Below are 14,165 nucleotides of genomic sequence, written 5' to 3'. Positions count from 1 at the left end.
CCGGAGATAGAAGGGGCCAGCTCATGGAAGCGTTGAACAGCGTCTACGAGATGCTGAACATGACGTCCTTCAACGATTTCGTTGCCGAGCAGCTGCCCAAGTTCAAGGAGCATCGGACGCTGCTCTACTTCCATGCGGCCGGCATGGGGACGGCGCTGGCGGTCGGTGCCTTCCAGTTCGTGCCCGCCCTGCGCCTGCGGTGGTTCCGGGTGCACCAGTCGATCGGGGTCGTCTACATGGCGGCTGCGCTCATCGGCTCCTTCGCCGGCGGGGTATTCGCCGTCGTGCTTCCCGCGGAACCAGGCATGGCGGCGGTCGTGGCCATCGTTGGTGTCGCCACGACCACCTTCTGCTTCACTGCCATGGGCTTACTGCGGTTGCTGCAGGGTGACTTCACGCATCACGGCGAATGGATGATCCGCAGCTTCAGCCAGACGCTCTCCGGCACGACTCTGCGCATCATGATCATCGGCATGGACTATGCCGGTCTACCCTGGCATGAGAACTACATGATCGCACTGTGGATGTGCTGGGTACCGAACATGGTCGTCGCCGAAGTCATCATCCAGTACCGCCGGGCACGAAGAAATGGTGAACCCTTCCTGGGCCCGTCTCCCCGGGCCGCAGGAGTGGCCTAGCGTGGCCCGCGCTTCCGGTGCAAGCCGCTGGACGCGGGCTCAGCCGGCCATCAGCGCGTCGATGCGGGCCGCGCAGATGAAGTCGTTCTCGGACAGACCGCCTATGGCGTGCGTCGTGAAGGTGACGTTGGCGTAGTTGTAGCCGAAGGCGATATCGGGGTGGTGATCCTGCTGATTCGCCACCCACGCCACCGCGTTGATGAAGGCCATGGTGCGATAGAACTCCGCGAACCGGAACTCGGCCCGGATGGATTTGGCGTCGTCGGCCAGTGTCCAGTTGCCGGCCAGTTCGCCGAGCATGCGTTCGGCCGCCGCGCGATCCAGCGCGTCGACGCCGCCCTCGCAGGGCTTGCAGGTCTTCTGGCTCAGTTCGGTCGTCATGCCTACCTCCTTCGCTTGCGCGTGGGAGTGCGCTACCGGGTGCGCTGCTCGAGGTCCGCCGCGATGGCGGCAGTCGCCATCGTCAGCACGTTGTTGAGGTCGGAACCGGCCTCGTAGTTTGCCGAATGCAGCGTGCGCACTCGACCTTCCCGGACGAAGTCGAAGGCGCGTCGCCACTTGTCCGGTCGCTGCGGGTCGTAGACCGCGATCGGCGTGCCGCCGTTCTGCTCCAGCAGCGAAAAGCAGGGAATGTCGGTATAGCCGTCGCCGACGAAGATCATGTTGGCCAGCGGCACGCGTAGTCGTTCCGCCGGGATGCGGCGGTTGACCGCGAACGGGTTGCGGTCGGCCTCGGCCCCGATGAGCCCCTTCTGCACATGGAACAGATAGCGCGTCTTGTCGGTGAAGCTGACCACGCGTCTCGCGAAACGCGCCGCGTCGTCGGCGCCGTAGGCGAACTCCGAGCTCCATATGGCGGTGAACGCGTCGGCGATGCCGGTCGCGCGCAGTACATCGCCGATTCCGCTGGAAATGACGTAGAACTCGAGCTGGGCGCGCGGATTCTCGCTGTGCGCCGCCGCACGCAGGTGTGCGAACAGCTCGGGCACGCCGCGATGCAGGGGCGCGATCGCGCCCCACTCGGCGAAGCTCTCGCGGGTCAGGGGGCGGCAGCGACCCGCGCGCGCGGCCTCGATCATCGCGAACATGTAGGCCGGTACCGGATCCCAGCCCTCGGTGATCAGCGGCGCGACGTCCTCGGCCCAGAAAGCGCCGACATCGCCGATGCCGGCCCAGTCGAGGAAGCCGGTCGTGGTGTCGGGGGCGAGGGTATCGTCGAAGTCGAAGACGATGGCGATGGTTTCCTGCATCGGCGTGAGACTAGCACGCGTCCGGTGCGGCATTTGCTAGTCTTGCCGGCTCTTCCGGCGTACCCGGAACCCCCTGACCGTCATGAGCCAAGCGCGCCCCAACAGCAGCAACCTGATCTGGATCGACCTCGAGATGACCGGGCTGGACACCACCAGCGACCGCATCATCGAGATCGCCACCATCGTGACCGACAGTCACCTCGAGATCCTCGCGGAAGGGCCGGAGATCGCGATCCACCAGAGCGACGAGGTCCTCGACGGCATGGACGCGTGGAACACGCGGCAGCACAACGTGTCGGGCCTGGTCGAGCGCGTGCGCGCCTCCCGTCACAGCGAGGCCGATGCCGAGGCGGAGACCCTGGCGTTCCTCCGCGAGTGGGTGCCCGAGCGGTCCTCCCCCATGTGCGGCAACAGCATCTGTCAGGATCGCCGCTTCATGGCGCGCCTGATGCCGACACTGGAAGCGCATTTCCACTATCGGCACATCGACGTCTCGACCCTCAAGGAGCTCGCCACGCGCTGGGCACCCGGGGTCGCCGGTGGGCTGACCAAGCAGACCAGCCATCGCGCCATGGACGACATCCGCGATTCCATAGCCGAGCTGCGCCACTACCGCACGCATTTCCTGAATCTGCCCCAGTAGATGGAAATCATCCGCGGGCTCCACAACATCCGCGACCGGCATCACGGTTGCGCCCTGGCGATCGGCAACTTCGACGGCGTGCATCTGGGGCACCAGGCGCTGCTCGAACGCTTGCGCGCGCAGGCCGGTGCGTGCGCCAGCGTGCCCGCGGTGCAGAGCTTCCGGCCGACCGCGGCGGCCTGGTTCGACCCCGACAATGCGCCGCCGGCCGTGCTGCCCGTGCGCGACACCGCGCGCGAGCTGGCCGCCCAGGGTGTGCAGCGCTGGTCCTGCCTGCGCTTCGACGGCCGCTTCGCACGCTTTGCGCCCGAGGCCTACATCGAGGAGGTGCTGGTCCGGCGGCTCGGCGTCGTCGCGGTGATCGTCGGGGCCGACTTCCGCTTCGGCGCGCAGCGGGCCGGCGACGTCGCCATGCTGCGCGCCGCCGGCGAGCGGCACGGATTCGCCGTGGAGTCGGTCGACGATGTCGCGGTGGGGGAGGGGCGCGCCAGCTCCACCCGACTGCGCGAGCACCTCGGCGCCGGGGACCTCGCCGCTGCCGAGACACTGCTCGGTCGGCGCTACGCGCTCAGCGGCGTCGTGCGCAGCGGTCAGCGCCTGGGGCGCGATCTCGGCGCCGCCACCGCCAACCTCGGCTTCCGCGAGCGGCTGGCCCTGCGCCACGGGGTCTATGCGGTGCGCATGGCCTGCGATGGCGCCGAGTGGCCGGGCGTGGCGAACTTCGGCACGCGGCCCACGGTCGGTGGCGACCGGCCGCGACTCGAGGCGCATGCGCTGGCAGACACCGGCGCGCTCTATGGGCGACAATTGACAGTGACCTTCCATCAATTCATCCGCGCCGAACAGCGCTTCGATTCGCTGGACGCGCTCTCCCGGCAGATTCGCGCCGACGTCGAGGCGGCGCGCGCGCACTTCGGACTCTCAGCGTGAGCGAAGCCCCCGACTACAAGCAGACCCTGAACCTGCCGAAGACCGCGTTCGAGATGCAGGCCAAGCTGGCGACCCGCGAGCCCGAGCGGCTGGCGCGCTGGCAGAGCGAGCGTCTCTATCATCGGGTCCAGACCGCCACGGCCGACCGCCCCGGATTCCTGCTCGTGGATGGCCCGCCGTACGCCAACGGCGATATCCACATCGGCCACGCGGTCAACAAGATTCTCAAGGACATCATCGTCAAGTCCGCGCGGCTGGACGGCTCGCATGCGGTCTTCGTGCCGGGCTGGGACTGCCACGGGCTGCCCATCGAGCTGCAGGTCGAGAAGAAGCACGGCAAGGTCGGCGACAAGCTCGATCCGGCCGCCTTCCGCGCCCGCTGCCGCGAGTACGCCGGCGAGCAGGTCGACCGCCAGCGCGTCGATTTCGAGCGACTGGGCGTGCTGGCCGACTGGGACAACCCCTACCTGACCATGCATCCGGCCTTCGAGGCGGAGCAGCTGCGCGCGCTCGGGGACATCGTTGCGCGCGGTCACGTCGTCCGCGGCTTCAAGCCGGTGCACTGGTGCCTGGACTGCGGCTCCTCGCTCGCCGAGGCCGAGGTCGAGTACGCGGAGAAGCGCTCGCCCGCCATCGACGTGCGCTTCGCGGCGGCCGATCCGGGCGAGCTGGCGGCGCGCTTCGGCGTCGACGCGGGCGGACCGGTGGACTTCGTCATCTGGACGACGACGCCGTGGACGCTGCCCGCCAATCAGGCCCTCTGCGTCAATGCCGAGCTGGAATACGCCTGGCTGTCGGTCGCCGACGGACCCGATCTGATCGTCGCCGCCGATCTCGCCGAGGCGGTCGCGGCGCGCGCCGGGCTGGAGGTGCGGAGCCTCGCGCACGTGGCGGGCGCGGCGCTGGAGGGCGCGCGCGCGCAGCATCCCTTTGCCGAGCGCGACGTCCCGGTGGTGTGCGGCGAGCACGTCACGCTCGATGCCGGCACCGGCATCGTGCACACGGCGCCCGGACACGGCGCCGACGACTTCGTGGTCGGCCGGCAGTACGGTCTCGAGACCCTCAACCCGGTCGGCGGCAACGGTGTCTTCGCGGCCGACACGCCGATCGTCGGCGGCCAGCACGTGCGCAAGGCGGACGCGTCCATCGTCGAGGCGCTGCGCGCGAGCGGCCGGCTGCTGCACGACGCGCCCTTCGATCACAGCTATCCGCACTGCTGGCGGCACAAGACGCCGCTGATCTTCCGCGCCACCCCGCAGTGGTTCGTGTCGATGGATGCCGCCGGTCTGCGCGACGACGCGCTGCGCGCCGTCGATGCCACCCAGTGGATTCCGGCCTGGGGCGAGGCACGCATCCGCGGCATGGTCGAGGGCCGGCCCGACTGGTGCATCTCGCGCCAGCGCACCTGGGGCGTGCCCATGGCGGTGTTCATCGACCGCGAGACCCAGCAGCTGCATCCGGACACGCCGGCGCTGCTGGCGCGCGTGGCGGACGCCGTCGAGCGCGACGGCCTCGAAGCCTGGTTCGGCAGCACACCGGCCGACTGGGGCATCGACGAGACGCGCTACGAAGCCAGCACCGACACCCTGGACGTCTGGTTCGACAGCGGGGTCGTGCATCGCTGCGCACCGCGCTCGACCGGTGGGCAGGCCACCGACGCGGTGGCGGACATCTATCTGGAGGGCTCGGACCAGCACCGCGGCTGGTTCCAGTCCTCGCTGCTGACCAGCGTCGCCATGCACGGCCGCGCACCGTACCGGTCCGTGCTCACGCACGGCTTCACGGTCGACGAGCAGGGCCGCAAGATGAGCAAGTCGGCGGGCAACGTGGTGCCGCCGCAGCAGGTCATGAAGACCCTGGGCGCGGACATCCTGCGCCTGTGGGTGGCCAGCGCCGACTATTCGGGCGAGATCGCCATCTCCGACAACCTGCTCAAGCGCGTTGCCGAGGCCTACCGGCGCGTGCGCAACACGCTGCGCTTCGTGCTCGGCAACCTGCACGACTTCGACCCGGCCCGCGATGCGCTGGCGCCGGACGCCATGCTGCCCGGCGATGTCTGGGCGCTGGGCGAGGCAAAGGCCATGCAGGCGCAGTTGCAGGCGGCGTACGGCCGGCGCGAGCTGCACGCGGTCTATCAGAAGCTGCACAACTACTGCGTGGTCGACCTCGGCGGCCTGTATCTGGACGTGCTCAAGGATCGGCTCTACACCACCGGAACCGATTCAGCGGCGCGTCGCTCGGCGCAGACCGCGCTCTGGCACATCGGCGAAGCGCTGGTGCGCTGGATCACGCCCATCCTGTCCTTCACCGCGGACGAGGCCTGGGAAGCGCTGCCCGGGGCGCGCGACGAGACCGTCTTCGTGCAGCGCTGGTGGGCATTCCCGGAGCTTCCCGGCGCGAGCCTCGACTGGCAGGCGCTGCGCGCCCTGCGCGGCGCGGTCAAGAAGCAGCTCGAGGAGGCCCGCAGCGCCGGTCACATCAAGGGCGATCTGGACGCCTGCGTCACGGTCTGGACCGACTCCGGGCGCCTGGGCGCGGCGATGGACGCGCTCGGCGACGAGATGCGCTTCTGGCTGCTGACCTCGGACGTGGTGCGCGCCGGCGAGCGCGACCCGGCCATGCATGTCCACACGCTGGATGACGGAACGACGCTGGGCGTGGCGATCGCGCGCAGCGAGCACGACAAGTGCGTGCGCTGCTGGCACCGGCGCGCCGATGTCGGTGCCGATGCCGCCCATCCGGCGCTGTGCGGTCGCTGCGTCGAGAACGTGGCGGGCGCCGGCGAGCACCGCCGGGTGGTCTGATGCGCATCCGCAACGCCCACTGGCTGTGGCTTTCGGCGGGCCTGATCCTGCTCGACCAGATCAGCAAGCAGCTCATCCACCGGCATCTGGACTGGTACGAGCAGATCGCGGTGCTGCCGCACTTCAACATCGTGCACCTGCGCAACACCGGGGTCGCGTTCTCCATGTTCGCCGGCAACTCGCAGCTGCCCTTCATCCTGCTGGCGCTCGCGGTGGCGGTGGGCATCCTGATCTGGCTGCGGCGCAATCCGTCCGGGCAACCGCTGGTGGCGGTGTCGCTGTGTCTCATCCTGGCGGGCGCCATCGGCAACGCCATCGATCGCGCAGCGCGCGGCTATGTCATCGACTTCCTGGACTTCTACTGGGGCAGCTGGCACTTCGCGGCTTTCAACGTGGCGGACATGGCGATTACCATCGGCGCCGCATTGATGATCCTGGACGCCCTACTGGACTGGCGACGCAGCCGCAGGGGCGGGAGCGAATCGTGAAGATACTGCTGGCCAATCCGCGCGGCTTCTGTGCCGGCGTCGATCGCGCCATCGACATCGTCGAGCGGGCCCTCGAGGCCTTCGGCGGCCCCATCTACGTGCGGCACGAGGTGGTGCACAACCGCTTCGTGGTCGACGATCTGCGCGCCAAGGGCGCGGTCTTCGTCGAGGAGGTCGACGAGATCCCCGACGGCGCGCTGTGCATCTTCTCGGCGCACGGTGTCTCGCAGGCGGTGCGCGAGGCGGCGGCATCGCGCGACTTGACGGTCTTCGACGCCACCTGCCCGCTGGTGACCAAGGTGCACATCGAGGTCACGCGCTACGCGCGCGAGGGCCGCGAGGTGATTCTCATCGGCCACGCCGGGCATCCCGAGGTCGAGGGCACGATGGGGCAGTTCGACGCCTCCCACGGCGGTCGGATCATGCTGGTCGAGACGCCCGACGACGTCGCGAGGCTGGACATCGGCGATCCCGACCGGCTCGCCTTCGTGACGCAGACCACGCTGTCGATGGACGACACCGCCCGCATCATCGATGCGCTGCGCGGGCGCTTCCCTCAGATTTCCGGGCCGCGCAAGGACGATATCTGCTACGCCACGCAGAACCGGCAGGATGCGGTGCGCAGCCTCTCGGAGAAGGCCGAGCTGGTGCTGGTGGTGGGTTCGCGCAACAGCTCGAACTCGAACCGCCTCAGCGAGCTGGCCGCGGCATGCGGCGCGCGCGCCTACCTGATCGACGGGCCGACCGACATCCAGCCGGAATGGCTCGCCGGGACCGCCACCGTCGGCGTCACGGCCGGCGCGTCGGCACCGGAGGTGCTCGTCCAGCAGGTCGTGGAGCGACTACGCGCGCTGGGCGGACACACCGTGGACGAGCAGCAGGGCGTGCGCGAGGACGTCGTCTTCTCGCTGCCGCGCAATCTGGCGCGAGCCCTCGAAGAGCGCAGCACCTCGCTGCGCGGCGGTGGCTGAGCGGATCGCGCGGGACGCGCTCGGCGTCGCACCCGCCGCGCCCCGGAAGCGCGCGCCGTCCGAAGCGGGGCGGCCATGAACGCGCCGCGCCATGACGCCATCGTCGTCGGCGGCGGGGCGGTCGGCATGTGCTCGGCACTGGCCCTCGCGCAGAGCGGGCGGCGCGTGGCGGTACTCGACCGCGGGCTCGCCGGCGCCGAATCGTCCTGGGCGGGCGCCGGCCTGCTGGCACCAATGCGGCCCTGGGACTATCCGGCCTCGATCTGGCGGTTGTGCGTGGAGAGCCGCGCGCTGTATCCCGCCCTGGCCGACACGCTGCTGCGCGCCACCGGCATCGACGTCCAGTTCCTCGAATGCGGCGCACGGCTGCACGATCCGCGCTGCCACGCCCGCGCCACGGACTGGCTGGAGCGGCAGGGGCTGGCCTACACTTGGGAGCGCGACCGCGGCATCGATTGGCTGCGTATGCCCTGGTTCGGGCAGATCCGCAATCCGCGCCTGGTGAAGGCGCTGCGCATGGCGCTGCCGGGCATCGGCGTGACGGTGCTGGAGCATGCGGCCATGCGGCGGCTGCGTGTCGATGGCGACGGGCGCGTGACCGGCGTCGAGGCCCGGCGGGACGGGGAGACGCTGGTGCTGGATGGCGCCGACGTGGTGCTCGCCACCGGGGCGTGGAGCGGCGGCATCGTGCCCGACGCGCCCCCGGTTACCCCGGTGCGCGGGCAGATGCTGTTGCTGGCGACACCGCGACCACTGCCCGCCGGCGTCTGGCTGCTTCCGGACAGCTATCTGGTGGTGCGGGCGGACGGGCGCTGTCTGCTCGGTGCGACGCTGGAGGACGCCGGTTTCGACAAGACCGTCACCGCGTCCGCGCGCGTGCGGCTGCGCGACAGCGCGGAGCGCTGGCTGCCGGAACTGCGCGGGGCCACGGTGGTGCAGCAGTGGTCGGGTCTGCGGCCCGGCATCACCGATGGCGAGCCGGTGATCGGTGCCGACGCCACGCGCCCCGGCCTGTGGTGGAACACCGGGCACTACCGCAACGGCCTGGCGATGGCGCCGGCATCGGCCCGGCGGCTGACCGCGGCCATGGACGGCGCGGCCGGCGGGTAGGGCGGCTCAGCCTTCCGGAGGGCGTGTCGCCTGCATGGCGGGCAGTGCCGCGGCATCGGCATACCAGCCCACCAGCGACGGCGCGCTCGACCGCCAGTCGACGGTCGGCAGACGGAAATCGAGATAGCCCAGCAGCACGGCGACCGTTATGGCGTAGGGATCGGCATCGGCCGGCGACTGTTCAGGCGGCTCCGCCGCCACCGCTGCCATTCCGCGCGCGATCACCCCGCGCTGTCGATCGACATGGGCCTGCGAGCGCTGTCCGGTGGGGCGACGCCCCTCCAGCACGATGGCGGCACAGGCGTCGACCACGCCCTCGGCGATGGTCAGCCGTCGGGCGCGTTCCCAGTCACCGGCGGCGGCCGGCATGGCGCGGCCTTGGCGGGCCAGGAGGTAGCCGAGGATCAGGCTGCTGTCCGGCAGCACCAGCTCGTCTGGGCCCACCAGCACCGGGATCTTCGACAGCGGGTTGTGGGCGAGAAGCGCCTCGGGGCTGTCGAAGGGATTGACGACCGCCTCATGGATGTCGTCGGCGGCCCCGAGCACGCGCGCCATGACGCGCACGCGTCTGGCATAGGGCGAGGTGAGGCTGCAGTAGAGCGTGAGCGTCATGGCACCGTCCGGATGGTGACCGCGGCGGGCCGGAATGCCCGCCGCGGACGCCGGATGGTGCCAGTCTCAACCCAGCTGGTCGAGGTACTTCTCGGCGTCGAGCGCCGCCATGCAGCCGGTGCCGGCCGAGGTCACGGCCTGTCGGTAGACATGGTCCATGATGTCGCCGGCCGCGAACACGCCCGGGACGCTGGTGGCGGTGGCGTTGCCCTCGGTGCCCGACTGGACCTTGATGTAGCCGCCGGCCATGTCGAGCTGGCCCTGGAACAGGTCGGTGTTGGGCTTGTGACCGATGGCAATGAACACGCCGCTGACGTCGAGTTCGCGGGTGCCGTCCTCCTGCGTGGCGCGCAGCCGCGCCCCGTTGACGCCCTGCTCGTTGCCGAGCACTTCGTCCAGCGTGTGGTTCCAGACGATCTCGACCTTGCCCTCGGCCTCGCGGGCGAAGAGCTTGTCGTGCAGGATCTTCTCGCCGCGGAACTGGTCGCGCCGGTGAACGACGTAGACCTTGCGCGCGATGTTGGAGAGATACAGCGCTTCCTCGACCGCGGTGTTGCCGCCACCGATGACCGCCACGTCCTGCTCCTTGTAGAAGAAGCCGTCGCAGGTCGCGCAGGCGGAGACACCCTTGCCCTTGAAGGCCTCCTCGGAGTCGAGACCGAGGTACATGGCCGAGGCGCCGGTCGCGATGATGAGCGCGTCGCAGGTGTAGCTACCGACGTCGCCGGTCAAGGTGAAGGGCCGGTTGCCGACATCGACGGCATTGATGTTGTCGTAGATCAGCTCGGTCCCGAAGCGCTCGGCGTGCTTGCGCATGCGCTCCATCAGGTCGGGCCCGAGCAGGCCCTCGACGTCACCCGGCCAGTTGTCGACCTCGGTGGTCGTGGTCAGCTGGCCGCCGACCTCGAGACCGGTGATCAGCGCCGGCGAGAGGTTGGCCCGCGCGGCGTAGACCGCGGCGGTGTAGCCCGCCGGTCCCGAGCCCAGGATGATGAGGGGGTGGTGATTCTTGTCGCTCATTGCGGGTTGCCTGGATGAAGTGGTGCCATCGCGCAGACGAAGAAGGCCCGGGGAGGCGAAAGCCGTCCCCGGGCCTTTCGCTCGCGGTTGAAGCGGAGCGGCTGGGTAGCGGCCTTACAGCGAGGACGCGTTCTTGGCCAGGTAGCTGGCGACGCCGTCGGCGTCCGCCTTCATGCCTTCCTGACCCTTCTGCCAGCCCGCCGGGCAGACCTCGCCGTGCTTCTCGTGGAACTGCAGGGCGTCGATCACGCGCAGCATGTCGTCGACATTGCGGCCGAGCGGCAGATCGTTGACGGTCTGGTGGCGCACGACGCCATCCTTGTCGATCAGGAAGGACGCGCGGAACGCGACACCGTCCTGCGGGTGCTCGATGCCGTAGGCGCGGCAGATCTCGTGCTGCACGTCCGCCACCATCGGGAAGCCGACCTCGCCGATGCCGCCCTTGTCGGCCGGCGTGTTGCGCCAGGCGAAGTGCGTGAACTGGCTGTCGATGGAGACGCCGACCAGCTGCACGTCACGCTCCTCGAAGGCGCCGCGACGGTTTTCGTGCGCGATGATCTCGGACGGGCAGACAAAGGTGAAGTCCAGGGGCCAGAAGAACAGCACGGCGTACTTGCCGCGCAGCTCCGACAGCTTGAAGCTCTCCGTGATGCTGCCATCGCCAAGGACGGCTGCTGCGGTGAAATCCGGGGCCTGGCGCCCAACGAGTACGCTCATCGATAAACTCCTTCGCTAGCTGTTGCAGGGATGAAAACCGGGGGCGGGCGCCGGCGGCGCACCGCTCGAAAGTGCGCGAAGCTTAGGAAACTCCGCGCCGTCAGCACAATCCCATCTAGACTAACGCACGTATAGCGCGAATCAATTACCACGACCACGCCCCGCGACCGCCCGCGCGGTCGTCCGCGACGCAAGGACTATCCACCGTGAGTGCAGAATCGAGCCAGAAGGGCCCGCTGAGACGGTTCGCGGCGCGCATCAGCGCCATCTTCCTGTTCATCTACCGCACGCTGTTCCTGATCAGCATCATGCTCGGCATGGTGCTGGCGTGGCTGATCTGGAGCGGCGGACCGAGCGTCCAGGTCGAGGACAATGTCGGCCTGGTGATCGCCCCCACCGGCGCGCTGGTCGAGAAGGTCGAGGCCGACCCGTTCCAGCAGGCGCTGTCCCAGTGGGCCGGGGAGCCTCCCGCGCAGACCGCCATATCGGACGTGGTCGATGCCTTCGACCGGGCCCGCGAGGACGACCGCATTCCCTTCGTGGTGCTCAAGCTCGACGAGCTCGGCAGCGCCGGCATCGCCGCCATCGACGAGATCGCGCGCGCCGCCCGGCGCTTCCGGGATGCCGGCAAGAAGGTCTACGTCTGGGCCGACAGCCTCACGCAGCCCCAGTACGGACTCGCCGCCCAGGCGGACGAGATCGCGCTCGATCCCTTCGGTGCGGTCTGGATCGAGGGCTACTCGGTCTATCCGAACTACTTCGCAGATCTCTTCGGCAAGATCGGCGTGGATATCGAGGTCTTCCGCGTCGGCGAGTTCAAGTCCGCGGTCGAGCCGTTCATCCGGAACGACATGAGCGATGCCGCGCGGCGCGCCAATGCCGCCTGGCTGGAGGTGCTGTGGAACGGCTACCTGCAGCGCGCGAGCCACGTCCGCGAGGATGTCGCCTCGGCGGTTCCCGAGCTGCTGTCCGCACTGCCGGAGCGCATCGAGGCCGCGGATGGCGACATCGCGGCGATGGTGCAGGACGCCGGCATCGTCGACCGGCTCGAGACGCTGGGCGCCTTCCGTTCGCGCATGGGCGAGACCGTGGGCATGGACGAGGACGGACACGGCAGCTTCCGGCAGATCCACTTCCGCCACTATCTCCAGGCGACGCGCGAGCGCGCCGGTGCCGACCCCGCGGCCCCCGAGGTCCGGCTGGTCACGGTCCAGGGCATGATCGTGGACGGTCGCGGCGAGCCCGGTACCGCCGGCGGCGACCGCATCGCCGAGACGCTCAACGCGGCCCGGCGCGACGACAAGGTGCGCGCGGTGGTGCTGCGCATCGATTCGCCGGGCGGAAGCGTGCTCGCTTCCGAACGGATCCGGCGCGCCGTCGTGGCGTTGCAGGACGCGGGTAAACCGGTGGTGGCCTCGATGGCCACGCAGGCGGCCAGCGGAGGCTACTGGATCGCCATGGATGCCGATGCCATCTACGCCTACGACGCCACGATCACTGGCTCGATCGGTGTCTTCGGGCTCTGGATGAGCGTATCGGATGCGCTGGAGAAGGTCGGCATCGGCAGCGACGGTGTAGGCACCACGCCGGTGGCCGGCGCCCTGCGTCCCGACCGCCCCCTCGGCGAGGACATGGCGCGTGTGCTGCAGAGCGGCGTCGAGCATGCCTACGGTCGCTTCATCGCCGGCGTGGCCACTGGGCGCGAGATGCCCGAGGCTGCGGTGGAGCGCGTTGCACAGGGCCGCGTCTGGAGCGGGCAACAGGCGCTGGAACGCGGACTGGTCGACGCCCTCGGCGGTCTGCGCGAGGCGGCGGACCGGGCCGCGGAGCTCGCCGGCCTCGAGGCCGACCATTACCGTCTGACACCGCCTTCCGCGCCACGCCCGGGCGTGTTCTCGATGCTCCAGCATCTGTCGGGCGGCATCCTGTCGCTGGCCGACACCTTCGGTGCGCAGGCCTTGCTGGCGGGCTGGGCACGCGACGCGCTGCCCGGCAGCGACGCCGCCGCGCTGCTGGCCGCGTGGCCGGCCGATCCCGCGGGCCGCTATGCGCTGTGCGAATGCCGCGTGACCGCCGGCGGGCTGCCGGCCTCGCAGGGGGCGCTGCCGGGGCCGCGATGAGCCGGGAGCTGCCGCCCCTCTTCTGCGCCGAGTCCGGCGACGGCGAACCGGTACTGCTCATTCACGGACTGGGCGCGAGTCATCGGGACTGGCGCGATGTCATGCCGGCGCTCGCCCCGCATTACCGCGTCCTGGCGCCCGACCTGCGCGGGCACGGCAGCAGCCCGCGGCAGCGCCCCTACAATCCGGAGCGCTTCGCCGCCGACATGCGTGCGCTGCTCGACGCGCGCGGCGTCGATCGGGTCGACGTGGTGGGGCACAGCATGGGCGGCGCCGTGGCGTTGTGCCTGGCGCTGTGCGCGCCGGAGCGCGTGCGGCGTCTCGTCATCGCCAACAGCGTGCCGAGCTTCCGCCCGCGCCGTCCGGCGGAGATCGCCGAGATCGCCTTCCGCATCGGCATGATGGGGGTGCTCGGTCCGAAGCGGCTGGGCCGGATCATGGCGCGCCGCATGTTCCCGGACCCCGGGCAGGAAGCGCAGCGTGCGCTTCTCGAGGAACGCGCCGAACGCAATCGGCGCGGCGTCTATCTGGAGAGCCTGATTGCGCTGAGCCGGTGGTCGGTGCGCGAGCGGCTCGATGCCGTCACCATGCCCGCCCTGGTGATCGCGTCGGGGCACGACTATTTCCCGGTCGATGACAGCGAGCGCTTCGCCGCCGAACTGCCGGACGGGCGCCTGCACATCTTCCCCGACGCCCGCCACGGCCTGCCGCTGGAGCACGGCGAGGCGATGGCGGAGATCATCGCGGCATTCCTCCGGGAGTAGGGTGGACAGCGGTTGGCGTGCGGCCGGGCGGACATTCGGGCCGGCGATGCGCGAAACCGTGGTGCGTCCGCCACGGTCGTGTCCCACGACGTGGTGTA

At 69.9% G+C, this 14,165-nt stretch carries 14 protein-coding genes; 9 read left to right on the top strand and 5 right to left on the bottom strand.

The window, feature by feature from the left end; all coding sequences use genetic code 11:
- Positions 1 to 638, top strand: a 638-nt coding sequence (locus tag KAH28_RS16250; protein WP_290578437.1) for a DUF2306 domain-containing protein, incomplete at its 5' end; no start/stop codon positions are given.
- A 39-nt stretch (positions 639 to 677) separates the two neighbouring features.
- On the opposite strand, the gene KAH28_RS16245 is transcribed toward KAH28_RS16250, so the two are convergent.
- Together KAH28_RS16245 and KAH28_RS16240 are read right to left on the bottom strand one after the other, a co-directional pair.
- Positions 678 to 1,019, bottom strand: a complete 342-nt coding sequence (locus KAH28_RS16245; RefSeq protein ID WP_290578436.1) for a 4a-hydroxytetrahydrobiopterin dehydratase — start codon at positions 1,017 to 1,019, stop codon at positions 678 to 680.
- A 32-nt stretch (positions 1,020 to 1,051) separates the two neighbouring features.
- The gene (locus KAH28_RS16240; RefSeq protein ID WP_290578435.1) at positions 1,052 to 1,888 is read right to left on the bottom strand and encodes an HAD family hydrolase; all 837 of its coding nucleotides are present in this window, start codon (positions 1,886 to 1,888) and stop codon (positions 1,052 to 1,054) included.
- A gap of 82 nt (positions 1,889 to 1,970) precedes the next feature.
- On the opposite strand from KAH28_RS16240, the gene orn reads away from it, so the two are divergent.
- The 6 genes from orn (at position 1,971) to KAH28_RS16210 (ending at position 8,834) form a co-directional block, all read left to right on the top strand.
- Positions 1,971 to 2,531, top strand: coding sequence for an oligoribonuclease (orn, locus tag KAH28_RS16235; RefSeq protein WP_290578434.1), 561 nt, complete (start codon positions 1,971 to 1,973; stop codon positions 2,529 to 2,531).
- Positions 2,532 to 3,461, top strand: coding sequence for a bifunctional riboflavin kinase/FAD synthetase (gene ribF, locus KAH28_RS16230; protein WP_290578433.1), 930 nt, complete (start codon positions 2,532 to 2,534; stop codon positions 3,459 to 3,461).
- 53 nt (positions 3,462 to 3,514) lie between these two features.
- Positions 3,515 to 6,265, top strand: a complete 2,751-nt coding sequence (ileS, locus tag KAH28_RS16225) for an isoleucine--tRNA ligase (protein WP_366918220.1) — start codon at positions 3,515 to 3,517, stop codon at positions 6,263 to 6,265.
- A complete protein-coding gene (lspA, locus tag KAH28_RS16220) occupies positions 6,265 to 6,753 on the top strand; it encodes a signal peptidase II (RefSeq protein WP_290578431.1) in 489 nt (162 codons plus the stop codon). Before ileS ends, lspA begins: the two co-directional genes overlap by 1 nt.
- Positions 6,750 to 7,724 (top strand): 4-hydroxy-3-methylbut-2-enyl diphosphate reductase, encoded by a 975-nt coding sequence (gene ispH / locus KAH28_RS16215; RefSeq protein ID WP_290578430.1) that lies wholly within the window; start codon positions 6,750 to 6,752, stop codon positions 7,722 to 7,724. The genes lspA and ispH overlap by 4 nt, the downstream gene beginning before the upstream one ends.
- A gap of 75 nt (positions 7,725 to 7,799) precedes the next feature.
- Positions 7,800 to 8,834, top strand: coding sequence for an FAD-dependent oxidoreductase (locus KAH28_RS16210; RefSeq protein ID WP_290578429.1), 1,035 nt, complete (start codon positions 7,800 to 7,802; stop codon positions 8,832 to 8,834).
- Positions 8,835 to 8,840: 6 nt separating this feature from the next.
- Here KAH28_RS16210 and KAH28_RS16205 read toward each other — a convergent pair whose 3' ends face one another.
- The 3 genes from KAH28_RS16205 to KAH28_RS16195 all read right to left on the bottom strand — a co-directional run bounded on the left by KAH28_RS16205 (position 8,841) and on the right by KAH28_RS16195 (position 11,183).
- Positions 8,841 to 9,446: a glutathione S-transferase family protein gene (locus KAH28_RS16205; RefSeq protein ID WP_290578428.1), complete on the bottom strand. Its 606-nt coding sequence runs from the start codon at positions 9,444 to 9,446 to the stop codon at positions 8,841 to 8,843.
- A gap of 66 nt (positions 9,447 to 9,512) precedes the next feature.
- Positions 9,513 to 10,466, bottom strand: a complete 954-nt coding sequence (gene trxB, locus KAH28_RS16200; protein ID WP_290578427.1) for a thioredoxin-disulfide reductase — start codon at positions 10,464 to 10,466, stop codon at positions 9,513 to 9,515.
- A gap of 114 nt (positions 10,467 to 10,580) precedes the next feature.
- Positions 10,581 to 11,183, bottom strand: a complete 603-nt coding sequence (locus KAH28_RS16195; RefSeq protein WP_290578426.1) for a peroxiredoxin — start codon at positions 11,181 to 11,183, stop codon at positions 10,581 to 10,583.
- A 206-nt stretch (positions 11,184 to 11,389) separates the two neighbouring features.
- On the opposite strand from KAH28_RS16195, the gene sppA reads away from it, so the two are divergent.
- Both sppA and KAH28_RS16185 read left to right on the top strand, forming a co-directional pair.
- The gene (gene sppA / locus KAH28_RS16190) at positions 11,390 to 13,303 is read left to right on the top strand and encodes a signal peptide peptidase SppA (RefSeq protein WP_290578425.1); all 1,914 of its coding nucleotides are present in this window, start codon (positions 11,390 to 11,392) and stop codon (positions 13,301 to 13,303) included.
- On the top strand, positions 13,300 to 14,067 hold the full coding sequence (locus KAH28_RS16185) for an alpha/beta hydrolase (protein WP_290578424.1): 768 nt from the start codon (positions 13,300 to 13,302) through the stop codon (positions 14,065 to 14,067). The genes sppA and KAH28_RS16185 overlap by 4 nt, the downstream gene beginning before the upstream one ends.
- The last annotated feature ends 98 nt before the right edge of the window (positions 14,068 to 14,165 follow it).

This window comes from Algiphilus sp., assembly GCF_023145115.1.
Taxonomy (GTDB): Bacteria; Pseudomonadota; Gammaproteobacteria; order Nevskiales; family Nevskiaceae; genus Algiphilus.
This window is presented reverse-complemented; position numbering and strand designations above follow the sequence as displayed.